Annotated in this window: 19 protein-coding genes; 10 read left to right on the top strand and 9 right to left on the bottom strand. The window is 68.1% G+C overall.

Annotated elements, in window-relative coordinates; translation table 11 throughout:
• Window positions 1–45 precede the first annotated feature (45 nt).
• The 3 genes from corA to AVME950_RS06070 all read left to right on the top strand — a co-directional run bounded on the left by corA (window position 46) and on the right by AVME950_RS06070 (window position 5,013).
• Window positions 46–1,017 (top strand): magnesium/cobalt transporter CorA, encoded by a 972-nt coding sequence (gene corA, locus AVME950_RS06080; RefSeq protein WP_284429114.1) that lies wholly within the window; start codon window positions 46–48, stop codon window positions 1,015–1,017.
• Between the two features lie 199 nt (window positions 1,018–1,216).
• Complete coding sequence (locus tag AVME950_RS06075; RefSeq protein WP_372588181.1) at window positions 1,217–2,338, top strand: TRAP transporter substrate-binding protein; 1,122 nt, start codon at window positions 1,217–1,219, stop codon at window positions 2,336–2,338.
• On the top strand, window positions 2,338–5,013 hold the full coding sequence (locus AVME950_RS06070) for a bifunctional diguanylate cyclase/phosphodiesterase (RefSeq protein ID WP_284429113.1): 2,676 nt from the start codon (window positions 2,338–2,340) through the stop codon (window positions 5,011–5,013). Before AVME950_RS06075 ends, AVME950_RS06070 begins: the two co-directional genes overlap by 1 nt.
• Before the next feature lie 145 nt (window positions 5,014–5,158).
• Here AVME950_RS06070 and AVME950_RS06065 read toward each other — a convergent pair whose 3' ends face one another.
• Window positions 5,159–6,067, bottom strand: a complete 909-nt coding sequence (locus AVME950_RS06065) for a DMT family transporter (protein WP_284426497.1) — start codon at window positions 6,065–6,067, stop codon at window positions 5,159–5,161.
• Window positions 6,068–6,201: 134 nt separating this feature from the next.
• On the opposite strand from AVME950_RS06065, the gene AVME950_RS06060 reads away from it, so the two are divergent.
• The 4 genes from AVME950_RS06060 to AVME950_RS06045 all read left to right on the top strand — a co-directional run bounded on the left by AVME950_RS06060 (window position 6,202) and on the right by AVME950_RS06045 (window position 10,674).
• Window positions 6,202–7,188, top strand: a complete 987-nt coding sequence (locus AVME950_RS06060) for a quinone oxidoreductase family protein (RefSeq protein WP_284429112.1) — start codon at window positions 6,202–6,204, stop codon at window positions 7,186–7,188.
• A complete protein-coding gene (locus AVME950_RS06055; RefSeq protein ID WP_284429111.1) occupies window positions 7,185–8,006 on the top strand; it encodes an NUDIX hydrolase in 822 nt (273 codons plus the stop codon). The genes AVME950_RS06060 and AVME950_RS06055 overlap by 4 nt, the downstream gene beginning before the upstream one ends.
• Window positions 8,007–8,364: 358 nt before the next feature.
• Entirely contained in the window at window positions 8,365–9,594 is a 1,230-nt protein-coding gene (locus AVME950_RS06050) for a hypothetical protein (RefSeq protein WP_284429110.1), read from the top strand.
• 486 nt (window positions 9,595–10,080) lie between these two features.
• Window positions 10,081–10,674, top strand: coding sequence for a hypothetical protein (locus AVME950_RS06045; protein WP_284429109.1), 594 nt, complete (start codon window positions 10,081–10,083; stop codon window positions 10,672–10,674).
• 51 nt (window positions 10,675–10,725) lie between these two features.
• Here AVME950_RS06045 and AVME950_RS06040 read toward each other — a convergent pair whose 3' ends face one another.
• The gene (locus AVME950_RS06040) at window positions 10,726–11,670 is read right to left on the bottom strand and encodes a LysR family transcriptional regulator (RefSeq protein ID WP_284429108.1); all 945 of its coding nucleotides are present in this window, start codon (window positions 11,668–11,670) and stop codon (window positions 10,726–10,728) included.
• Window positions 11,671–11,766: 96 nt separating this feature from the next.
• On the opposite strand from AVME950_RS06040, the gene AVME950_RS06035 reads away from it, so the two are divergent.
• Complete coding sequence (locus AVME950_RS06035) at window positions 11,767–12,837, top strand: bile acid:sodium symporter family protein (RefSeq protein ID WP_284429107.1); 1,071 nt, start codon at window positions 11,767–11,769, stop codon at window positions 12,835–12,837.
• 37 nt (window positions 12,838–12,874) lie between these two features.
• Here AVME950_RS06035 and AVME950_RS06030 read toward each other — a convergent pair whose 3' ends face one another.
• The gene (locus AVME950_RS06030; protein ID WP_284429106.1) at window positions 12,875–13,030 is read right to left on the bottom strand and encodes a hypothetical protein; all 156 of its coding nucleotides are present in this window, start codon (window positions 13,028–13,030) and stop codon (window positions 12,875–12,877) included.
• Between the two features lie 81 nt (window positions 13,031–13,111).
• Window positions 13,112–13,471, bottom strand: a complete 360-nt coding sequence (locus AVME950_RS06025) for an HPF/RaiA family ribosome-associated protein (protein WP_284429105.1) — start codon at window positions 13,469–13,471, stop codon at window positions 13,112–13,114.
• 412 nt (window positions 13,472–13,883) lie between these two features.
• On the opposite strand from AVME950_RS06025, the gene AVME950_RS06020 reads away from it, so the two are divergent.
• Window positions 13,884–14,858, top strand: coding sequence for a BclA C-terminal domain-containing protein (locus AVME950_RS06020; protein ID WP_284429104.1), 975 nt, complete (start codon window positions 13,884–13,886; stop codon window positions 14,856–14,858).
• A 45-nt stretch (window positions 14,859–14,903) separates the two neighbouring features.
• On the opposite strand, the gene arsC is transcribed toward AVME950_RS06020, so the two are convergent.
• Together arsC and AVME950_RS06010 are read right to left on the bottom strand one after the other, a co-directional pair.
• Complete coding sequence (arsC, locus tag AVME950_RS06015) at window positions 14,904–15,296, bottom strand: arsenate reductase (glutaredoxin) (RefSeq protein ID WP_349816844.1); 393 nt, start codon at window positions 15,294–15,296, stop codon at window positions 14,904–14,906.
• A gap of 80 nt (window positions 15,297–15,376) precedes the next feature.
• Window positions 15,377–17,047 (bottom strand): Na/Pi cotransporter family protein, encoded by a 1,671-nt coding sequence (locus AVME950_RS06010; RefSeq protein WP_284395241.1) that lies wholly within the window; start codon window positions 17,045–17,047, stop codon window positions 15,377–15,379.
• 266 nt (window positions 17,048–17,313) lie between these two features.
• On the opposite strand from AVME950_RS06010, the gene AVME950_RS06005 reads away from it, so the two are divergent.
• On the top strand, window positions 17,314–18,699 hold the full coding sequence (locus tag AVME950_RS06005; RefSeq protein ID WP_284429103.1) for a hypothetical protein: 1,386 nt from the start codon (window positions 17,314–17,316) through the stop codon (window positions 18,697–18,699).
• Window positions 18,700–18,755: 56 nt separating this feature from the next.
• Here the strand turns inward: AVME950_RS06005 and AVME950_RS06000 are convergent, their stop codons facing one another.
• From AVME950_RS06000 to AVME950_RS05985, 3 genes are read right to left on the bottom strand one after another with little or no spacing between them, the layout of a single operon-like run.
• Complete coding sequence (locus AVME950_RS06000) at window positions 18,756–19,598, bottom strand: phosphodiesterase (RefSeq protein ID WP_502869365.1); 843 nt, start codon at window positions 19,596–19,598, stop codon at window positions 18,756–18,758.
• Window positions 19,595–20,659, bottom strand: coding sequence for an ABC transporter ATP-binding protein (locus tag AVME950_RS24300; protein WP_349817227.1), 1,065 nt, complete (start codon window positions 20,657–20,659; stop codon window positions 19,595–19,597). Before AVME950_RS24300 ends, AVME950_RS06000 begins: the two co-directional genes overlap by 4 nt.
• A complete protein-coding gene (locus AVME950_RS05985; protein ID WP_284429102.1) occupies window positions 20,649–21,446 on the bottom strand; it encodes an ABC transporter permease in 798 nt (265 codons plus the stop codon). Before AVME950_RS05985 ends, AVME950_RS24300 begins: the two co-directional genes overlap by 11 nt.
• Window positions 21,447–21,451: the final 5 nt, after the last annotated feature.

Raw genomic sequence — 21,451 nt, 5'->3', positions numbered from 1 at the left:
CGGCATGGCAAGATCCAGGCCGTTGCCGTCGACCTGAATTGCCCCATGCTGATCAATTGCGTTGCCTACCAAAACGGTGCCAAGCTGGCCGATATCTCGGTCGACCACATCAGCGATTACGTCTCCCTGCCAGGCTGCTTCGTCTGGGTGGCCCTGGCAGATGCGACGCCGCAGGAGCTTGCAGAGATGCAGCAGGAGTTCGGCCTGCACGAACTCGCCGTGGAGGATGCCCAGCACGGCCACCAGCGCCCCAAGATCGAGGAATACGGCAACTCGCTGTTCGCCGTCCTGCACCTGGTCGAGCCCGACGCGGAGCAGGGCGGCATCAACGTGGGCGAGGTCGATGTCTTCGTCGGCAGCAACTACGTGCTGTCGGTGCGCAACCGCAGCAAGCTCGGGTTCCTGGGCGTGCGCGAGCGCTGCGAGCGCCAGCCGGAGCTGCTGCGCACCGGGTCGGGCTTCGTGCTGTACGCCCTGCTGGACGCGGTGGTGGACCGCTACTTTCCGGTGATCGACGCGCTGGAGGTGGAGCTCGAGCAGATCGAGCAGCAGATCTTCACCAAGGGCGCGCCGCACAACAACATCCAGCGCCTTTACGAACTCAAGCGCCGTGCCATGGTGCTCAAGCGGGCGGTGGCGCCGCTGATGGAAGGGGTGGGCAAGCTGCACGGCGGGCGTGTGCCCCAGGTGTGCATGGGCTCGCAGGATTACTTCCGGGACGTGCTCGACCACCTGAGCCGCATCAACGGCTCGATCGACGCCATGCGCGACACCATCGGCACCGCCATCCAGGTGAACCTCTCGATGGTGACGATCGAGGAGAACGAGATCACCAAGCGCCTGGCGGCCTGGGCCAGCATCTTCGCGGTCTGCACCGCGTTCGCCGGCATCTGGGGCATGAACTTCGAGGGCATGCCCGAGCTGAAGTGGACCTACGGCTACCCGGCGGCGCTGGTGCTCATCCTCAGCGTGTGCGGCTACCTGTACTACCGCTTCCGGCGGGCGGGCTGGCTCTGAACCGCGGGTCGGTGAACGCGTGCCGGCGGCGGCCGGCCGCCGGGCATCCGGTGGCGCACCGTGCCGTGCGCGCGGGTGTTGTCAAACGGATCGCTCCTGGGTCGCTGCCCATTGGTCAAATCGCGGCAAGATGGTACAAAAGCCGGGGAGGGAGAAATCTCTGGCGGCGACACGGCAACAAGAACCACGGCGTTCCTTCATGCAACACCTTTTCCTGACCCGCGCACTGTGCCGACTGGCACTGGCCTGGCTCTGCTGCGCTACTTTGACAGGGCACGCCCAGAGTCCCCCGGCCGCCAGCGCCGGCGGGCCGGGCGCATCGGCACCGGCCCCCACCCCTGCGCCGTTCATGCTGCGCGTGGTCGGCAGCCTGGGTGCCCTGTCGCAGTACACGCAGCGCGAGGCACCGTTCTGGACGCAGGAGCTGGCCCGGCTCAGCAATGGCCGTTTTTCTTCCACCATCGTGCCCTTCGACCGCGCGGGCGTGCCGGGCATGGAGATGCTGCGCCTGGTCGAGCTGGGCGTGGTGCCCTTCGGCACCGTGCTGATGAGTTCCCTCACCGCGCAGTACCCGCAGTACACGGCGCCCGATCTGCCGGGCCTGAGTCCCGACATCGCCAGCCTGCGCACCACGGTCGCCGCGTTTCGACCCTATCTCCAGGCGTCGCTGCGCCAGGAGCGCAACATGGAGATGCTGGCCATCTATGTCTATCCGGCCCAGGTGATCTTCTGCAAGAACGCCATGACGGGCCTGGCCGACCTGTCCGGCCGGCGCATCCGCGTGGCCTCGGCCTCGCAGGCGGACTTCATCAGCGCGGTGGGCGGCATTCCGGTGCACACGGGCTTCGGCCAGATGGTGGCCAGCCTCAAGGCCGGCGACAGCGAATGCGCCGTGACCGGCACCATGTCGGGCAACACCCTGGGGCTGTACGAGGTGACCCAGTACGTCTATCCCATGCCGCTCACCTGGGGCCTGTCGATCTTCGGGGCCAATCGCGACGTGTGGAACTCGCTGCCCCCCGACCTGCGCACCCTGCTGCAGCGCGAGGTGCCCCGGCTGGAGGCCGCCATCTGGGCCGATGCCGAGCGCGAGACGACCGAGGGGCTCGCGTGCAACACGGGCCGGCCCACCTGCGTGAAGGGCGCCAAGGGTTCCATGGTGGTGGTGCCGGTGTCGGCGGCCGACGATGCGCGGCGCGTGGAGATCCTGCGCACCACCGTGCTGGCGAACTGGCAGCGGCGCTGCGGCCCCGCCTGCGTGGATCTCTGGAACCGTACGGTCGGCCCCGCGCGCGGCATCGCCGCCCCACGGGCCCCGTGATGTCCTCCATTTCCAGGCGCATCCGCATCGCCGTGGGCGGCGTCGTGGCCTTGTTCCTGCTGGCCCTGACGGGGGCGGCTGCATGGCTGGTATGGAGCACGCGGCACTCGGCGCTGGCCGAGAGCGAGGCGCAGGTCACGCGCTTTGCCACCGGCGCCGAGGCCGCGGTCAACCGGTCGCTGCTCGGCCTGGATGTGCTGCTGGCCAGCACCGCCGACCTCATGGCGATGCGCGAGCAGGTGCACGAATCCCGCGATCCCGGCGCGGTGAGCCAACTGCTGCGCGCGGCCGCCCGCCAGAACCTCATGGTGCGCTACGTGGCCCTGCTGGATGGGCAGCGCAAGGTGGTCGCCTCGTCGGATGCGGCCGGCGCCCGCGTGGGAATGGAGCTGCCCTCCGGCTTCTTCGAGGAGGTCATGGGCCAGCCCGTGCCCACGCTGGCGATCAGCGTGCCGACCATCAGCTTCGCCAGTTCCGAGCGCGTGGTGTACGTGGCCCGCCACGTGCGCTCACTGGGCGGAGAGCGCCTGATCGCCGTGGCCCAGGTGCCCACCAGCATGCTGGTGTCGGTGCTCACGCAGGCGGTGGACATTGCCGGGCTGGAGGTCACGCTGGAGCGCGGGCAGGGGCAGATGCTGCTGGGGTTCTCGGGCCGGGGCGATGCGCGCCACCGCGCGCGGGTGCATCCGCTGAGCGAGGTCGGCGTGCCCATCAGCGCCTGGGGCCAGGGCGCCCGCATCACCGGCGTGTCGTCGCTGGTGGTCGCGCGGCCCATCCTGTATCCGGATTTCTGGATCTCGGCCAGCCTGCCCGAGGCGGCGGCGCTGTCGTCCTGGCGCAGCGAGCGCACGGCCATCTTGCTCGTGGCGCTGTTCTTCGGCGTGACCGTGGCTGCTGCGGGGCTGTTCACCATCGCCTACCTCACGCGCATGAACCGCGCGCGCCTGGCGCTGGCCAGTTCCAAGGCCACGCTCGACCAGGCGCTGGGCTCCATGGTCACCGGCTTCGTGCTGCTGGGCCGCAACCTGGAGGTGCTGCAATGGAACCGCCGCTTCGAGGACATGTTTCCCTGGCTGCGCGGCGTGATGACCGAGGGCCTGCCGTTTCGCGCGCTGCTGGAGGCGACGGTGCTGCACCACCTGCCCGAGGCCACCGAGCGGCAAAGGCGCGAATGGGTCGACCAGCGCCTGGCGCTGCAGCGCCACCCGGAGGGCACGCATGAGCAGATGCTGCCCAACGGGCACTTCATCCAGATCACCGAGCGCGCCACGCCCGAGGGCGGCCTGATGATTTCCTACCACGACGTGACCGACCTGCGCCTGGCCAGCGCCGAGATCGAGAACCTCGCCTTCTACGACTTGCTGACCGGCCTGCCCAACCGGCGCCTGCTGCTGGACCGGCTCAACCAGGCCGCCGCCACGGCGGCGCGCTCGCGGGAGCTGGGGGCGCTGCTGTTCCTCGACCTGGACCATTTCAAGACCCTCAACGACACGCAGGGCCACGAAGTGGGCGACCTGCTGCTGCAGCAGGTGGCGGTCCGCCTGAAGGACTGCGTGCGCACCACCGACACCGTGGCGCGGCTGGGCGGCGACGAGTTCGTGGTCATGCTGTGCGACCTGGCGCGCGACCCGCAGGAGGCCGCCACGCTGGCGCGGCGCATCGGCGAGAAGATCCTGCTGGCGCTCAGCAAGCCCTACCAGCTGCGGGCGCAGACGCACCACAGCAATTGCAGCATCGGCGCCACCGTGTTCGGCGACTCGCGGCAGTCTGCGGCCGAGCTGCTCAAGCAGGCCGACATCGCCATGTACCAGGTCAAGGCCCGGCGCGGCCACGGCCTGTGCTTTTTCGATCCGCAGATGCAGGTGGTCATCACCCAGCGCGCGCAGCTCGAAGTGGACCTGCAGGTCGCCATCCAGCAGGGCCAGTTCGTGCTGCACTACCAGCCGCAGTTCACCTTGCCCGGCACCATGGTGGGCGTGGAGGCGCTGCTGCGCTGGCAGCACCCCGAGCGCGGCCTGGTGGCCCCCGGCCACTTCATCGCGGTGGCCGAGGAGAGCGAGTTGATCGTGCCCATCGGCATGTGGGTGCTGCGCACGGCCTGCGAGCAGCTGGCCGAATGGCAGCGCGATCCGCGCCTGCGCAACGTGCACGTGTCGGTGAACGTGAGCGCACGGCAGTTCCGCCACCCCGACTTCGTGGCGGGCGTGGTCGAGGTGATCCAGGAGACCGGCATCCGCCCGCACCTGCTGGAGCTGGAACTGACCGAGTCGCTGGTGCTGGACAACGTGGAAGACTCGGTCGCCAAGATGCACCTGCTGCGCACCAAGGGCGTGCGGTTCTCGGTGGACGACTTCGGCACCGGCTACTCGTCGCTGGCCTACCTCACGCGGCTGCCGCTGCACCAGCTCAAGATCGACCAGTCGTTCGTGCGCAATCTGGGCGTGCGCCCCACCGACGACGTGATCGTGCAGACCATCATCGGCATGGCGCGCAATCTGGAGCTGCAGGTGATCGCCGAAGGCGTGGAGACCGTCGAGCAAAAGGACTTCCTGGCGCTGCACGGCTGCGACCTGTACCAGGGCTATCTCTTCGCACGCCCCCTGCCGGTCGGGGAACTGGTGGAGCGCTTTGCCAGCACCGCCGCGCCGAGCGCACCCCTGCCCGGGCCGCTCTGAACCGCTCTAAACCAGCCGCGCCTGTGCTTCGGGCCGGCCGCGTCAGCGACCCGGCCCGCGGGGGAATCGCCGGCTTGCTATATTTTTAATAGCGGTATGCCCTAGTATCGATTGCGCTGGAGGCCGTTTTGCCTCGGATGGCCGGTCAGGCCTTGTGGGGCCGGGACGAGGCGACGATGCCGCCCACGATCAGCAGGAACGCCGCCGCGTGGTAGGGGCGCGGCGTCTCGCCCAGGAACATCGCCGACATCACGGCGGCAAAGAGCGGCGTGAGGTTGATGAAGAACCCCGCCACCGCCGGGCCCGCGCGCTGCACGCCCACGCCCCAGCACCGGTAGGCGAGGATGGCCGGCCCGAGCGCGATGAAGGCCAGCGCCGCGGCCAGCGGCCAGCCCCATTCGATGTGCGTGTGGCCCAGCGCCCATTCGCCGCTGGCGAAGGCGCCCGACCACGCCAGGCCGAACACCATCTGCGCCATCAGGAACGCCGCCCAGTCCGAGCGCACCGTGGCCGGCTCGTGCGTGCGCGACAGCAGCCAGCTGTAGAACGCCCAGGAGATCGTCGCCAGCACCATGAACAGGTCACCGGGCACCAGGCGCAGCGCGAGCAGCTGGCCCCATTCGCCCCGGCTCAGCACCAGCAGCACCCCGGCCATGGACAGCACCGCGCCGATGAGTTGCGGGCGCCGCACGGGCGCGCCGAAGCACAGCGCGCCCACCGTCAGCATCCACAGCGGCAGGCTGGAGCCCACCAGCGTCACGTTCAGCGGCGTGGAGGTCTGCAGCGCCATGTACTGCAGCGCGTTGTAGCAGCCGATGCCCAGCAGCCCGAGCGCCGCATAGCGCCGCCAGTGCGGCCACAGCGGGCTTTGCGGCCCCAGCACGCGGAACGCCAGCGGCAGCAGCACCAGGAATGCCAGCGCCCAGCGCATGAAGTTCAGCGTGACGGGCGGCACCAGCGTGTGGACCAGCCGGCCCACCACCGCGTTGCCGGCCCACAGCAGCGGCGCGGTGGCCAGCAGGGCGATCGTGCCCGGGGTGAGTCGTTGCGTCATGGGCGAGGACTGTAGCGCCTCGCTCCGGCAGGCCGCGGCAAAACATGGCAGGATTCACCCGCTTTCCGTCAGCCGGTCGCCCGCTTTTCGTTCTCTCGTTCCTTCCCCCTTCTCAGCTTGCAGGAGTGTTCCCCATGAGCCTTGCCGTCCAGATCCGCCAGCATGGCGGCCCCGAAGAACTCCATGTCGTCGATGTGGACGTCGGCGACCCCGGCCCGGGCGAGATCCGCATCCGCCACCATGCGGTGGGCCTGAACTTCATCGACGTGTACCACCGCACGGGCCTCTATCCGCTGTCCATGCCGGCCACCCTCGGCATGGAGGGCGCGGGCATCGTCGAAGCCGTGGGCGAGGGCGTCACGCACCTGAAGGCCGGCGATCGCGCGGCCTATGCCAGCAACCCGCCCGGCAGCTACTCCGAAGTGCGCGTGATGCCCGCCAAGACCGTCTGCAAGCTCCCCGACGCCATCGGCTTCGAGACCGGCGCGGCCATGATGCTCAAGGGCCTCACGGCGCAGTACCTGCTCAAGAAGACCCTGCCCGCCGAGGGCCTGCAGCCCGGCGACCACGTGCTCTTTCACGCGGCCGCCGGCGGCGTGGGCCTGATCGCCTGCCAGTGGGCCAAGGCCCTGGGCCTGCAGCTCATCGGCACGGCCGGCAGCGACGAAAAATGCCGCCTCGCGCTCGCCAACGGCGCGGCCCACGCCATCAACTACCGCACCGAGGACTTCGCCGCGCGCGTGAAGGACATCACCGGCGGCAAGGGCGTGAAGGTGGTGTACGACTCCGTGGGCAAGGACACCTGGGAGAAGTCGCTCGACTGCCTGCGGCCCTTCGGCCTCATGGCCACCTTCGGCAATGCCTCGGGCCCGGTGCCTGCGTTCCCGCCCGGCCTGCTGGGCGCCAAGGGGTCGCTGTACGTCACGCGGCAGACGCTCTTCACCCACATCGCCACGCGCGAGGCCACGCAGGCCATGGCGGACGACCTGTTCGCGGTGGTGCAAAGCGGCGCGGTCAAGATCCACATCGAGCAGCGCCACCCCCTGCGCGACGTGCAGCAGGCGCACCGCGACCTGGAGGCCCGCAAGACCACAGGCTGCACCATCCTCACCCTCGAATGAGCGGGCAGCCCGTGCCGGGCTGGGTGCCCGCCGCGCGCCGCCAGGCGCAGCAGCCCCCCGCCGCGCCGCGCCTGCCGTTCGTGGTGGCCGGGCATGCCGTGGGCTCGGTGGCCGAGGGCGTTCTGGATGAAATTGCCCTCACGCCGGGGGATTCTTTGCCCTGTTTGCTATCAAAAAAGGAGCATCACGGTGCGGCTGCATGGCACCTCGATGCCCCGGCCGGCGACGTGACCGCCGCCCTGGCGGCCTTGGCGCAGGCGCTGCGCCAGGCCGGCCGCTGCGGGGCCTGGCGCGACGAGCAGCTCGCCGTGTGCAACGCCGCCGGCGAGCGCATCGGCACCGTGGAGCGTGGCGCCGTGCGCCCCTTGGGGCTCGCCACCCAGGCCGTGCATCTGGTGGGCAGCGCGCCGGGGGGCTGCCTGTGGGTGCAGCAACGCGCCTTCGACAAACCCACCCACCCTGGAAAGTGGGACACGCTCATGGGCGGCATGGTCAGCGCCGCCGACACGCTGGACACGGCCCTGGAGCGGGAAACCTGGGAAGAGGCGGGCCTGCGCACCAGCGCGCTGCACGCCGTGGCGCACGGCGGCCACGTGGACTTCGCCCGGCCCAGCAGCGACGGCGAAGGCGTGGGCTACATGGTCGAGCGCATCGACTGGTTCCACGCCACCGTGCCCGAGGGCCTGGTGCCCGAGAACCAGGACGGCGAGGTGGAACGGTTCGAACTGCTGCCCACCGCCGAAGTGCACGCACGGCTGGCGCGCGGCGAGTTCACGCCGGAGGCGGCGCTGGTGCTGGCGGGGTTCTACGGCTGGTAGCGCGCGAGGGCCCTGGCAGGTCTCGCTTCGGTGCGCCGCAGGCGTTTCGGGCTGGGGTGGGAATTGAGGCCATCCGCTGGTCAGATCGGAAACATGGGCCCAGCCCCGTTTTCCAAGGAAATCACCATGCTCGGTCTCGGTCACATCAAGCGCAAACTCACCGGCGGCTCTTCGTCTTTGGAGCGGCCGGCATCGCCCCCCCGCTTCGCCGCCGCGCACGTCGCCCCATCGGCACGCATCTCCCCATGGAATGCCGCCATCGCGACAGACGGGGGCGGGGCCTGTGGCCGGGCAAATGGGGCAGCCGCGGATTGACCTTCAGGCACAGCGCAACAGAACTGCACGCCTGGATTGGAGCGTGGCTTCCCAACTCTACGATCACCGCGTCATTTCAGCCGAGAGGAACAAGATCGGGAGCCAAATGTTCGCGCAGGCGACTGGCAGCGAGACATTCGTTCCAGATCGCGCGGCCCTTGATAGAGCGGTCAAGGAGAACCTGACGGCGCGCGCCAATGCGAGCAACTGCTCGACCGAAGAGGTTTTCCGACGCACGGCGGCCGACCCGCATCTCAAAGCGGAGTACGAGGCAGTGTGCGCAAAGATGAGCACCATCAACAACCAGGGGGTCAGTTTCCATCGATTTGAAATGCTGCACATTGCCGCTGAGAATCTCGCGGCCCGCCAGCGGGCGGGGCAGCGGCAAAACCTGCAAGGAGGCGCTCACCAGCCGACCGCCAGCACTCCCGCATACCCATCGCAGCGCCTGCGCAGGCAGCGCGATGAAAGTCCGGCGCCCCGGCCCGGGACGTCGAGCGAAGGGGCTGGGCCCTCGCGCCCACAGGAAGCCATTCGCCGGCCGGACAAAGAACCCGTGCAGCCCGAGGCCGCTTTGGAATCCTCCAGTCCGACTTCGCCTTCGGCGACCGGTTGGCGGGCCGCGACGTCCCGAAGGACACGGCCTGCATCACCGCCGCCGCCGGAATCCGTTGCCGCCCCGGTTCCTGCCTCGCCTGCCAGCGCCAGCGCGCCATCCGACGCGACCGGCCCGTCCGTGACGGCAGGGGAGGGGCCGAAGCTCAGCCGCAGCACCCAGTTCCAAGGCCGGCGCTTCAACGCGGCGTACGCAGCGGTCCGGCCGCAAGGTGGCGCCGAGCCGGCCGCTACGGTCGCCGGCGCTCGCCGGAAGGTCCAGTTTGCCGAGTACGCGGTGAGGGAAGGGATCGCTGAGAAAACGGATGGCACGAAGGGAAAGCCCGCACCGCTGCCCGGTGAGCTTCGGGACGGCAGTCTCTCGGAAATCAATCAGCAGATCCAGAGAAATAAGATCATGGAAAGCCAGGGCATGCTCCCGCCCGATGACGAAGACGAGGCAGAGACATCCGCATCGTCCGAAGCGGGCAGTCGCCGCACATCCGAACCCCTGACGCTGGAAAGTTTCGGTTTTTCGCTGGAGCAGGACAGCGATTCGGACACCATCTCCGACCACGGTCTGGCAGACGAAGAAGCCATGGAGGTCAGCGAAGAAGACCGGGCGGCGATTGGATCGATGGGCGGCCGCATGTTCACCCGGCCGGGCGTAGGACGCTGATTGCCGATGCGATGCCCCGTGCATCGCTGAGTGAATCATGCCGCTGTAACAAGCACGTCTCGGTGAACGGGAGCGTGCGGCAGGTTCGCCCCCCGGCCTCGTGGCGGGCGTGGTCGAGGCGATCCAGTAGACCGGCATCCGCCACCACCTGCTGGCACTGACCGAATCGTTGGCGCTGGACAACGTGGAAGACTCGGTTACCAAGAGGCACCTGTTGCGCATCAATTTTCTAATGCTATTGTTTTTATAGCGATATGCCCTAGTGTTTATTGCGGCGGAGGCCTTTCAGGCTCTTCATGCCTCCGGTTGGTGCGCAGCCGGTTCACGGCGGAGGCGGCGCTGGTGCTGGTGCGGTTGACTGGCCGCAGAAGTGAAGGCCAAGGCCAGTCGATTGCGTTTTGCAACGCACTGCTTCGGATGGCTTCGGCGCCCATCTGGCGCATGCCTAAAGTGGAGCCATGTTCCACACTGCACGCAAGGATTCCCATGTTCAACGGCATCACCCATAAATTAGGCATAGGCCGCAGCAAGTCCAGCGACACGCAGGCCCATCCGAAAGAGGGTTCAGGCAAATCCTCGGGGAGTTCGTCAGGAAGGACATCGCGCCATTCGCATGACGCTCCACCCGGAATGCCTTCTTCTCGTGCCCAATCGGGAGCCGCTGCGTCTGAGCAGGGCGCTCGCCGCCGCACGCAGATCGGTGGGGACTCGCCTTCGGGCCGCCCACTCAGCGTCAAGGAACAACGGCATCAGCAATTGATGGCGGATGCGGCCATGGTGGGGGGGCTCTATGCGCAGAGCCGCTACTCGCCCCAACCGAAAACTGAAAAACCGCCAGCCTCTGTGTCTTCTCCGTCCTCGAGCTTCACGCGTCAGGAGTCTTTCCACCCCGACATGCAAACCATGATGTTCAACACGCCCGATGCGAAGGAGTTTTATCAGCACATGGTGAACCCTGGCGCGCAAGCCCAAAGCAGTGCGTCTGCCGACGCTGCCGCGCCACCGAGTGGTCGTGTTTTTGGACGCAGCGGGCCGATCCAGAACCGCGATTACAACGCTGGGCCGGCGCCTCAGCGTTAGGGCGCTGGCGCTAGCCGCTGAGAGCGGGTTTCGAAGGCTTGGCGATGCAAGTTATGACGTCGCTTCGGTCGAGTGCCTTGGCTCTGCACGGGGCGGACTTCTTGTCTGCCGCTCCCGGGCCACCGTCCGTACCAAGTCCCACGCGGCCTGGGCCACCGGCGCCAGCGCCCGGTTGCGGCGGTGGACGAGCACGATTTCGCGGTCCACGCGCGGGCGCAGCGGGCGCACGGCCACCCCGGGCAGGCCCTCTGGCGGCAAGGCCAGCGTGGGCACCACGGTGATGCCCAGGCCCGCGGCCAGCATGCGAAAGATCGTGGTCGGGTGGCCGACCTCCTGCGCCACGGTGGCGGCCACGCCCTGGGCGGAAAACGCCTGGTCGATGAGGCGGCGGCTGCCCGAGGCATGGTCGAGCAAAACCAGCGGTTCGCCCGCCAGATCGGTCCAGCGCACGCTGCGCCTACGCGCCAGGGGATGGCCAGGCGGGCAGGCCACGCAAAAGGGCTCGGTGAGGATGGCCTCGCAGGTGAGTGCCTCGCGCTCGCCAGGGTCGATCACCACGCCGAAATCCACTTCGCCCGACAGCACGCTCGCCAGCACGTCGTTCTGAATGCGGTCCAGCAGCACAATCTGCAGCCCCGGAATCTCGCGCTGGCAGCGGGCGATGCAGTCAGGCATGAGGTGGGCCGAAAGCGTGGGGCTGCTGGCCACGCGCACCCGGCCCCGCCGTTCGGACGCCATGCCGCGAACGTCCAGCAGCACCGCGTCCAGGTCTTCCAGCACGCGCTCCAGGCGGGCGGCGAGGCTGCGGCCCGCCTCGGTCAGCTCGACCTCGCGCGTGGTGCGGTTGAGCAGTTGCAGACCCAGTTGCGCCTCCAGTTCGGTGATGCAGCGGCTCACCGCGGGTTGCGTCAGGCCGATCTGTTCGCCCGCACGGCTGAAATGGCGCGTGGCGGCGACGGCGCGAAAGACATGGAGCTGGCGCAGCGTGACATTCATGATTTCCCATCATAAAACCATCAGATAAATCCATTTCTCTTTGGATCGCGCGGCGGGCCTAATGGCGGCCATCCGATTGCAAAGGTTCCGCGCTCCATGGCCCGCTCCCGTTTCCTTCCCGACAATTTCACCCTCGCGCTGCTCGCCACCGTGGCGCTGGCCAGCCTGCTGCCCGCCTCGGGGCGGGTGGCCCAGGGCTTCGAGCAGGCCACGCTGGCCGCTGTGGCGCTGCTGTTCTTCCTGCACGGCGCCAAGCTGTCGCGGGAGGCTATCGTGGCCGGCCTGTCGCACTGGCGCCTGCACCTGGTGGTGGTGGCCTCGACCTTTGTGCTCTTTCCGCTGATCGGCTGGGCGCTGCGGCCGGTGCTGCAGCCGCTGGTCACGCCCGAGCTGTACCTGGGCGTGCTCTTCCTGTGCGTGCTGCCGGCGACCGTGCAGTCGGCCATCGCCTTCACCGCCATGGCACGCGGCAACATGCCTGCCGCCGTGTGCGCTGCCTCGGGCTCGACGCTGCTGGGCATCGTGATCACGCCGCTGCTGGTGGGCTGGCTGCTGCCGGGCGTTCCCATGGCGCATGGCGCCGCCGGCGCAGCGGGTGGGGGCACGCATGATCTGCTGGCCAGCATCGGGCGCATCACGCTGCAATTGTTCGTTCCCTTCCTGTCAGGCCATCTGCTGCGCCCGTGGATCAGCGGCTTTGTGCAGCGCCGTGCCGCGGTGCTCAAGTTCGTGGACCAGGGCTCGATCCTGCTGGTGGTCTACACGGCTTTCAGTGCGGCGGTGATCGAGGGGCTGTGGCGGCAGATTCCGCTGCCGGCGCTGGCCGGGCTGCTGGTCGTGTGCGCGGTGATTCTGGCCATCGCGCTGACGGCCACGACGTGGATCAGCCGGCGGTTCGGGTTTTCGAAAGAGGACGAGATCACCGTGGTGTTCTGCGGCTCCAAGAAAAGCCTGGCGAGCGGCGTGCCCATGGCCAAGGTGCTGTTTGCCTCGCACGCGGTGGGGGCCATCGTGCTGCCGCTGATGGTGTTCCACCAGCTGCAGCTCATGGTGTGCGCGGTGCTCGCACAGCGTTATGCCCGCCGGCCCGAGGGGCTCGCCCCCGCGGATCGCATCGCCGCCAATGCAGCGACGGCCCGCGCGGCCGAAACCTCGCAGGTCCGGTAGAAGGCCGGGGTCAAGCGCCCCAGAGGGCACCCTGGCCTCAGTCCTGTTCTTCGCCGGGCGGCACCTTCAGGCGGTCGTTGCGGACCTCTTTCATCATGGCCTCGCCCTCGGGGTCTGTGTCGTCCACCGGCACGCTGTCTTCCTGGGTGATTTCCGGCTCGTCGTTACCGGGGGGATGCTTGGGGGTGTTCATCGTGTCTCCTGGGGCGGGGATGCCGGCGGGGCAGTGCCTGACGGGTCTGCCCGGCCTTCGGCGGATGCCGATTTGGATTCATCAAGGCTGCAGCATCTCCGGCTGCGTGCGGATCGAGGTGCGGTCGCGCTGGTCCTTGAGCTTGCCGAGGGCGCTGTCCAGCGCGCGCTGCAACTTGGCTTCGGCGCCTCGGAAGGCTTCATCCACGGTGGGCGCGTTGTGGGTTGCGACAACGGGCGCATGCTGGGGCACCAAAGCCTCGATCACGCAGCGCTTGTCGTCCGCACCACCCCGGTCATGGTTGACGTCCGACAGGTGCACTTCGACGCGCCGCACGCCCTCGGTGAACCGTGACAGATTCTTTCGGATCTCGGCGTCGGCCCAGCGTTCCAGGCTCTCGCGGTTTTCCATGCCATTGCCCGTGTTGATGTGAATTTCCATGAGATCTCCTGATGCAGATAAGAGAGCCCAGAGTGCCTTGGGCGGTCCCGCCGCCCTGTAGGCCGAGGGAGCATGGGGCCGTGCGCAGGGTCCTTTGTCACGTTGCGTGACACCTGGGCTGAAGCTCCCCTCATATCGCTCAGCCGTGGCGCTGTGCCCCGTGGAAATCCAAAAAAAAGCCATGCGGGTGCCTTGGCATGGGGCGGATTCGCCTGTTAAATTTCGTAAGAGGGGTGAGAGGTGCTGCAGGCGTCGAGCCATGCACGCGAAGCGGAAGACGCAGGCCGTTTTCCGGACAACGGCCCCGAATCTTTGCCGCGACCCGAGCGTCGTTGCACGCCCTGTTTCCCGGTTCGGAAAGGGGCATCCGGCAAAGAAGTCGTTTCTCAAAAAAATCAGAACGGGTTGCGCCATGCACACGATTTCCTCTGGCCCGCGGCATGGCCGCCATGTCCTCGCGGCGTTGATCGCCTGTACGGCATCTCTGCATGTCGCCGCAGCGCATGCCGCCGATGTCAGCATCACGCTGCCCCCTGGCGGCGGCTTCAGTGTGCGCAGCAGTGGCGGCGCCGATGAGCGCCTGCGGGTGCAGTCCGATGGCGCGGTCCTGTTGCCTGCACTGCCTGCCTCGCCGCAACAGGGCCAGCTGGCATGTTTCGATGGCGCTTCGGGCCGCCTGGGGAGTTGTTCCCCGGCCGCTGCTTCGGCCTTGGCGGGGCCCACCGGCGCGACCGGTCCGGCCGGGCCCGGTGGGGCGACAGGTGCTACGGGGGCCACGGGCGCGCAGGGGGCGACCGGTGCAACCGGGTCATCGGGTGCGACCGGCGCGACGGGGCCCATCGGATTGGTCGGCGCCACCGGTCCGGCAGGTCCGCAGGGCCTGCAGGGCGTGATAGGGGCCACGGGCCCGACCGGCGCGGCGGGCGCCACCGGTACGGCGGGTGCGACCGGGGCCACCGGCCCTGCAGGCACTGGCGGGGCGGTGAGCGCGGTGTCGATGGCCGCGCACAACACGGCCGGCTCCACCATCGCCGTCCTGCTGGGGGGCACCAATGTGCCGATGCCGCAGGCGCAGAACCTCGGCGGTGGCTTTGTCGCCAATGGTTCCAGCGACGTCTTCACGGTGCCCACCACGGGCCGCTACCGCGTGAAATACGCCATGCGCACCACTGCCGCCACCCTGGCGAGCGCCCGGGTGCTCATCAATGGCGCTTCTTACCCGGCCTTGACCGAGGTGCCCAGCATGTCGACGAACCGGTATCTCGGCGAGACCATCGTGACGCTGATCGCGGGCTCCACCTTGCAGGCCCAGTTCTATGGGATGTTGGGCTCGGTGACCTTGGACGGCGGGGCGGGCGCGACCCTGATCGTCGAGCAGATGGACTGACCCCATCCGATGGGCGCACGGGCGGGCGCCGGGACCACCGCTTCGCTAGCGGGCGGGCAGAAGATCCGCCACCCGTTCGGCGGGCCGGCACAGGCGCACGCCCCGCGGCGATACCACGATGGGTCGGTTGATGAGTGCGGGGTGGGCTGCCATGGCATCGAGCAGCCGGGTGTCGTCCAGGGCCGGATCGGCGAGGCCCAGTTCGGCATGCAGCGGGTGCTTCTCGCGCAGCATGTCGCGCGCCGGCACGCCTGCCCGCGTGACCAGCCATGCCAGCATGGCGCGCGAAGGCGGGGTCTTCAGGTACTCGACCACATGCGGCTCGATGCCGCTCGCACGGATCATCGCCAGCACGTTGCGCGAGGTGCCGCATTCCGGGTTGTGATAGATGACGACGTCGGGTTCGAGGGCACGGTCGGGCAGGGCAGGGGAGGTCACAGGCGGGGCTTTCGGCAAGGGGTCTGGCGGCAGCAATGGCGCGGCACTCGGAAGGGGCACGTGCGTGGGTGGCGAGCCCGTCATTTTCCGATCGTGGCGTCCTGCGCCGCGCCGGTGGCCGAGCGCAGGCGGTTGGGCGCCAGGGCACCGGCCGAGTCCAGGATGGGATAGGCGATCGAGCAGATGTGCGAGTTGATGCGCTTGAGTTCGCTGATCAGGTCGATGTGCAGCGAGCTGGTTTCCATGCTCTGCACCGTCTTGTCCGCCAGGCGCACCAGATGGGTGGCGGCGTAGGCGCGCTCCAGGTCGCGAAAGCGCGCCTTTTCTTCGAGCAGCTTCTGCGCGTCGCGCACCGTGCCGTTGAGGAACACGCTCATTCCCAGGCGCAGGTTGTTGATCAGGCGCTCGTGCAGCTCCGTGATCTCGGCCATGCCGGCGTCGGAGAACTGGCGGCCCTTCTTGATCTTCTTGTCTTCGATGTCCAGCAACACGCGTTCGATGATGTCGCCGATCTGCTCCATGTTGATGGTGAAGCTGATGATGTCGGTCCAGCGCCGGCTCTCGTCCTCGCCCAGCGCCTCGCGGGAAATCTTGGTCAGGTAGTACTTGATGGACGAATACAGCTCGTCCACCTCGTCATCCATCTTGCGCAGGCGTTCGGCCAGTTGCACATCATTTTTCTTGATCACATCGAGCACGCCCAGCAGCATGGTCTCCACCACGTCGGCCTGGTGCAGCGCCTCGCGGGCGGCGCAGGAAATGGCGAGCGACGGGGTGGACAGGGCTGACGGGTCCAGGTGGTGGGGCCGCAGGCTCTGCGCGCCCACGGGCTTGGGCAGCAGACGTGTCACCCAGGTGGCCACCCATTGCGTGAACGCGATGAACCCCAGGCTGATGACCACGTTGAAGCCCAGATGGAACAGCACCACGCCCTGCGCGGTACCTGGCATGTGGGGCTGCACATAGCGCAGCCACAGCCCGGCGAACGGGGCCACCAGCGCCACGCCCATCAGCTTGAAGACGAGGTTGCCCACGGTCACCTGCCGCACCTCCACGGCCGATTTGGCGGTGGTCAGCACGGCCAGCAGGCCGCTGCCTAGGTTGGCCCCCAGCACCAGGCCCAGGGCCACGTCCAGCGGCACCACGTGCGAGGCCGCCATGGCCGAGATGAGCAGCACGATGGCCAGGCTTGAGTACGCGATCACGGCCAGCACCGCGCCCATGACGATCTCCATCACGATGTCGCTGTTGAGCGAGCCGAGCATGGCCTTGATGATGGGGGAGGCCAGCATGGGGCCGCTGGCCTGCACGACCATTTCGAGCGCCAGCAGCATCAGCCCCAGCCCGATGAGCACGCGCCCCACGCGCCCGGCCGAGCTGGACTGGCGGGTGATGAACAACACCACGCCCACGAAGATGAAGAGGGGGGACAGCCACGACAGGTCGGTGGAGAACAGCACCGACATGAGGGCGGTTCCCACGTCGGCCCCGCGCATCACCGCCAGCGCGGCCGGCAGGGTGATGAGCCCCTGGCCCACGAACGACGAGGTCATGAGCGAGGTGGCCGTGCTGGACTGCACCAGGGCCGTCACGCCGATGCCCGACAGTGCTGCCGTGAAGCGGTTGCCCATGCTGCGGGCGAGCATGGTGCGCAGGTTGGCGCCGAACACACGCAGCACGCCCGTGCGCACCAGGTGGGTGCCCCAGACCAGCAGTGCCACGGCGGCCAGCAGATTCAACAGGTGCTTCATGAAAGGGATCGGATGCTTCACCCGGGGGCGGGGCACAGGGCTCCTGGCCTGCCTGCCGTTCCGGGAGTGACAGCATACTCCTGAATCCATAGCAGCCCGCCAGCAACCACGGGCCTGGGCGGGTCGGATCGGTGTGCCGGGTGGCCTGGATGGCACGGGATGGCCCGGGTTTCGCGCGCCGGGCAAGGGCTTCGGGCGCTGCGGCGCGGTGGGTCAGGCCCGTTCCTACCCTCGGCCCTTCCATTAAAGCATTCAAGGGAGAAGCCATGGTCCATCTCAAAGAAATCACGTCTCCGCCGCGCGTTGCCCGCTCCGTTGAGGAGCGCATCCAGGAGGGCGCACCGCAACGCAGGTCCAATTCCATGTCCGCAGCGACACTGGGCTTGCAGGGCAGAGCGCTGGCCCTGCAAACCAAACCCGAGGATTCGGGGCCGCCGCCCACCCGCCGTCCCCCTCCGCCGAAACTTTCCCGACCAGCCGGGGTGCGTCACCGCGAACCGGCCGTATCCGGCACCGCTGCGTCAGCCTCGGCGACCCGTGCGGCGGCGCTTGCCGAGGCGCGTGCCGGCAAGGCCAAGGCTGTCGCCGTCGCCTCTACAGGCCGCTCGGGCCCTCCGCCCGTGGAAAATACCGACGCATGGCGCGACCTCGCAGCCGCAGGGATTCTGAGGATGCAGGGGTATGTCGGCCAACCAGAAAAGTCAGTGGCCGAAAACCCGGCGGCAATGCAGATCCGGATCAAGCGTCTGCAAAGCATGGCGAGCCTCAAAGCCGATTCGCTGCGCTTTCAATCGGAAATGCGCAAGCAGATGAACGGCTTGGACGGGAGCGCGACGCCGGAGAGCTACAAAAAATGGGTGCAGGCTGCATCGGTGAACCTGGAAGCGGTGTTCCAGACAGCGGAGGCTGCGGCGCGCGAGATGCATGCGCGGCTGGAGGTAGAACCTGAATCGGACGCTGACTCCGATACGGACGTCTTCATGGACGCGCGGTCGGATTGGGACGCGGATCTGGAAACGCACATGGAAGCAGAAACAGAAGCGAATGACAGTGTGCAGATCGACGTGGAGGCGAACGTGGCGTCCACCCAGTCGGAATCTCCGAAATCGACTGCCAGCCCCCGTGACGGTGCATTGATCGCATCGACCCTGCCGGTGGCCAGCGCTTCTTCGACCGAGGGCTCCGCGCCAGCTTCCCCCACACATGTTGCCAGCACGGCGGCTGCCGAATCAGCCGCCGCGCTGGCACAGAGAGAGGCAGACGAAAAGCGCCACGAAATGGCGCAGGCCCTGTTGTCGCTCCGCACCATGAACATGAGATATCACGTCAGTGGCGTGCTGGAACTGCTCGGAAACGTCCAGGCGATGGGTAGAAAGATCCAAAACCTGGAGCAGGTGCTGGCGACTAAAGATGAACTGCTTCAAGGCCATGGCGATCTGGTGGAACAACTGGCCGACGAAACGCTGAGCGCCCGGCTGGATCCTCGGCAGCTCAAGCAGTGGCGCGATGCGGCGGCCATGAACCCTGGAGCGAAATTCAGTGAACTGGCGGCATCGATCAGCGACATCAAAGCCCGCATGCGCAACGGTGTGGAGCATCTGACCAGGATCGAGGGCTACTTCATGGAAGAGATTTTTCCGAGGAGCCGATGAGCGAAGCCGTGCCGAGCGGCGCCATCGCGGCGAATGGGTTTCGGTGGACGAGATCCTCAATCGATGAGTTGCCCCGCCTCATGGAACGGATACGGCCCGGGATATGTCCCGCTGGCCGCGATGTGGCTGACCAGCCGCCCGTCCTGCGGCAGCGCATGCACCGCAAAGCCCGCCGGCTCCAGCGTCCAGGCCGAGGCGGCGTCGGGCGCCAGGTCCAGGCACACCTGGTGCGCGGGCGATGGCACGGTCGCTGCCAGCGTGCCGCCGAAGCGCACCTGGATGGCGCGGTGCAGGTGGCCGCAGACCACCCGCTCCACGTTGGCGTGCCGCGCCACGATGGCCTCCAGCGCTTCGGCGCCTTCCAGCAGGCCGATGGCGTCCATGTGGCCGATGAGCGTGCGAAACGGCGGGTGGTGCATGGCGATCACCACGGGCCTGCCGCGGTGCGCTTCCAGTTGGCGCTCCAGCCAGGCGAGCCGTGCCTCGCACAGGCCGCCTTCGCTGGCGCCTGGCACCACGGTATCGAGCGCGATGAGCTGCAGCCCGCCCACCGGCACGCTGTATTGCACGAAGCCTTCTTCGCCCAGGTAGGCGTGCTCGGGAAAGCTGGCGCGCAGTTGCTCGCGATCGTCGTGGTTGCCGGGCAGCAGGTAGAGCGGCATGGCCCCGAGTGGCGCCAGCAGGTCGCGCAGGTGGCCGTATTCCGCAGGCCGGCCGAAGTCGGTCAGGTCACCGGTGACCACGACGGCATCCGGGCGCTGCGGCATGCGCAGCACCGTGTCCACGGCCTGGCGCAGGTAGGGAGCGGTGTCCAGCCGGCCATAGGCCAGCCGGCCAGGCTCGCGGATGTGCAGGTCGGAGAGCTGCAGGAGCAGGGTGGTGGTTTTCATGCGGGTCATGCGCTGAGGCTTTCGGTGACGGACAGCAGGCGGTGCGTGGCGATGCGAAAGCCTACCCGTTCGCCCTCGCGCGCGGGATGGTCGCGGTGCACATCGGCCAGGAGGGGCGCATGCCCCGAAACGGCCAGCGTGAGCTGCACGCGGTCGCCCAGGAAACTGCGGCGCGTCACGGCGGCGCTGCCCCAGTCGGGCAGGGGCGGCCCCACCTCGACGTCCTCGGGGCGCACGAGCAGCGCATCGGCCGGAGCCGAAGGGGCGTCGCAGGCCTGCAGCGCCGTGAGGTGCGGCAGTCCCCGCGCTGCGCTGGGGTCCACGGCCGGCACGATGCGGTTGACCCGGCCCAGGAACGTGGCCACGAACGGGTGGCTGGGCGTGCGGTACAGCGCCTCGCCGTCGCCCACCTGCACGATGCGGCCCGCATGCATCACGGCCAGGCGGTCGGCAATGGCCAGGGCTTCCTGCTGGTCGTGGGTGACGTGGATCGCCGTGATGTGCAGGCGGCGCAGCAGGTCGGCCAGTTCGTCGCGCAGCGATTCCTTGAGCTTGGCATCCAGCGCGGTGAGCGGCTCGTCCAGCAGCAGCACGCGCGGGCGCGCGGCCACGGCGCGGGCCAGGGCCACCCGTTGGCGCTGGCCGCCGGAGAGTTCGGCCGGGCGTTTTTTCTCCAGGCCGCCCAGGCGCACCAGATCGACGAGTTCGCCCACGGTGCGGCGGCACTCGCTTTCGGCCACCCCGCGAATCTTGAGGCCATAGCCGATGTTGGCCTGCACCGTCATTTGCGGAAAGAGCGCGTAGTGCTGGAACACCATGCCCACGCCGCGCTGCTCGATCGGCATGCGGGTCACGTCAGTATTTCCGAAAGCGATGCGGCTGCCCGCATCGGGGGCCTCCAGCCCGGCGATCATGCGCAGCAGCGTGGTCTTGCCGCAGCCCGAAGGTCCGAGCAGGGCCATGACCTCACCGGGCTCCACGGTCAGGTCGGTGGGCTGCAGGCCGCGGGTGCCGTCGGCATAGGTTTTGGCGCACTGGACGACGTCCACGCGCGTGCGTTCAAGTTCCATGGTGTTTCTCGATGAAGGTGCCGATGGCCTGCAGGCCCCACAGCACGGGAAGGATGACGATCAGAAAGACCAGCGTGTAGGCCGAGCCGATTTCGATGCGCATCGAGGCATAGCTGTCGGCCAGCCCCACGGGCAGCGTGCGGGTGAGCGGGGTGTGCAGCATCCAGGTGAGATTGAATTCGCCCACCGAGAGCGTGAACACCATCAGGCTGCCCGCCACGATGGCCGGCAGCACGGCCGGCACCAGCACGCCCAGAAAGCGCTGCGCGAAGCTGGCGCCCAGCGAGCGCGCGGCCTCTTCGAGCGAGCGCAGTTCGTTCTTCTGGAATGCCGATCCCACGGTGCGCACCATGAAGGGCAGCGTGAACACCATGTGCCCCACCAGGATGAAGGCGAAGCTCTGGCGAAAGCCCGAAAGCTGCCCGTAGGCGAGGATGAGCGCCAGCGCGCTGGCCAGGCCCGGCACGGCGACGGGCAGGGTGAGCAGTTCTTCGAACAGCCGGGCCCAGCGGGAGCGGCTGCGCGCCAGAGCATAGGCGCAGGGCACGCCCAGCAACAGGTTGCCCAGCACGCACAGCAGCGCGAGCACCAGGGACCAGCCCACCGTGCCGCCGTAGTTCTCCCACACCTCGCCCAGCCAGCGCAGCGTGAGCCCGCTTTTCAGGCCCACGCTGTAGTTGTGGACCAGACCGGCCACCACCGAGAGGGCGATGGGCGCGATCATGAACAGCGCGACCAGGGCGGTCAGCGCCATCAGCAGCGCCGGGGCCTGTCTTGCGTTTCGCATGGTTT

The organism is Acidovorax sp. SUPP950 (assembly GCF_030158935.1).
Taxonomy (GTDB): Bacteria; Pseudomonadota; Gammaproteobacteria; order Burkholderiales; family Burkholderiaceae_C; genus Paracidovorax.
The sequence above is the reverse complement of the archived record's forward strand: the minus strand, read 5'-3'. Positions and strand labels throughout refer to the sequence as shown.

What these genes read in the sequence shown, in the direction of transcription:
- corA (WP_284429114.1), top strand. Translation starts at nt 46, where the DNA reads ATGCTGATCAATTGCGTTGCCTACCAAAACGGTGCCAAGCTGGCCGAT.
- AVME950_RS06075 (WP_372588181.1), top strand. Translation starts at nt 1,217, where the DNA reads ATGCAACACCTTTTCCTGACCCGCGCACTGTGCCGACTGGCACTGGCC.
- AVME950_RS06070 (WP_284429113.1), top strand. Translation starts at nt 2,338, where the DNA reads ATGTCCTCCATTTCCAGGCGCATCCGCATCGCCGTGGGCGGCGTCGTG.
- AVME950_RS06065 (WP_284426497.1), bottom strand. Translation starts at nt 6,067, where the DNA reads ATGACGCAACGACTCACCCCGGGCACGATCGCCCTGCTGGCCACCGCG.
- AVME950_RS06060 (WP_284429112.1), top strand. Translation starts at nt 6,202, where the DNA reads ATGAGCCTTGCCGTCCAGATCCGCCAGCATGGCGGCCCCGAAGAACTC.
- AVME950_RS06055 (WP_284429111.1), top strand. Translation starts at nt 7,185, where the DNA reads ATGAGCGGGCAGCCCGTGCCGGGCTGGGTGCCCGCCGCGCGCCGCCAG.
- AVME950_RS06045 (WP_284429109.1), top strand. Translation starts at nt 10,081, where the DNA reads ATGTTCAACGGCATCACCCATAAATTAGGCATAGGCCGCAGCAAGTCC.
- AVME950_RS06040 (WP_284429108.1), bottom strand. Translation starts at nt 11,670, where the DNA reads ATGAATGTCACGCTGCGCCAGCTCCATGTCTTTCGCGCCGTCGCCGCC.
- AVME950_RS06035 (WP_284429107.1), top strand. Translation starts at nt 11,767, where the DNA reads ATGGCCCGCTCCCGTTTCCTTCCCGACAATTTCACCCTCGCGCTGCTC.
- AVME950_RS06030 (WP_284429106.1), bottom strand. Translation starts at nt 13,030, where the DNA reads ATGAACACCCCCAAGCATCCCCCCGGTAACGACGAGCCGGAAATCACC.
- AVME950_RS06025 (WP_284429105.1), bottom strand. Translation starts at nt 13,471, where the DNA reads ATGGAAATTCACATCAACACGGGCAATGGCATGGAAAACCGCGAGAGC.
- AVME950_RS06020 (WP_284429104.1), top strand. Translation starts at nt 13,884, where the DNA reads ATGCACACGATTTCCTCTGGCCCGCGGCATGGCCGCCATGTCCTCGCG.
- AVME950_RS06010 (WP_284395241.1), bottom strand. Translation starts at nt 17,047, where the DNA reads ATGAAGCACCTGTTGAATCTGCTGGCCGCCGTGGCACTGCTGGTCTGG.
- AVME950_RS06005 (WP_284429103.1), top strand. Translation starts at nt 17,314, where the DNA reads ATGGTCCATCTCAAAGAAATCACGTCTCCGCCGCGCGTTGCCCGCTCC.
- AVME950_RS06000 (WP_502869365.1), bottom strand. Translation starts at nt 19,598, where the DNA reads ATGACCCGCATGAAAACCACCACCCTGCTCCTGCAGCTCTCCGACCTG.
- AVME950_RS24300 (WP_349817227.1), bottom strand. Translation starts at nt 20,659, where the DNA reads ATGGAACTTGAACGCACGCGCGTGGACGTCGTCCAGTGCGCCAAAACC.
- AVME950_RS05985 (WP_284429102.1), bottom strand. Translation starts at nt 21,446, where the DNA reads ATGCGAAACGCAAGACAGGCCCCGGCGCTGCTGATGGCGCTGACCGCC.